The sequence below is a fragment of the Adlercreutzia equolifaciens genome (assembly GCF_029076695.1).
GTDB lineage: Bacteria > Actinomycetota > Coriobacteriia > Coriobacteriales > Eggerthellaceae > Adlercreutzia > Adlercreutzia equolifaciens_A.
On sequence record NZ_JARFIK010000489.1, the window covers coordinates 1 to 294 of the forward strand.

The 294-nt window shown below is 38.1% G+C and carries 1 pseudogene; it reads left to right on the top strand.

Annotated elements, in window-relative coordinates:
- Positions 1-50 precede the first annotated feature (50 nt).
- Positions 51-294 (top strand): annotated as a pseudogene (locus PZH32_RS13305) (hypothetical protein); the annotation flags it as partial.

Consider the following 294-nt stretch of genomic DNA (forward strand, 5'->3'; position numbering starts at 1 on the left):
CTCGTGTTTTGTCTTTTTTTCATTACCAATGTGTGCATGTGAGGAACAATATGGCACTGCAAAATGAGAAAAATAGTCGTTATCTTTTGCGCGACTGGAAACCAGAAAATCCGGCCTTCTGGGAAAATAAAGGAAAACATATTGCTCGAAGAAATCTCTGGATATCAGTCAGTTGTCTACTTCTTGCCTTCTGTGTCTGGATGCTATTTAGCGCAGTTACCGTTAATCTCAATAAAATCGGTTTTAATTTTACTACCGATCAACTCTTTTTATTAACCGCATTACCCTCCGTTT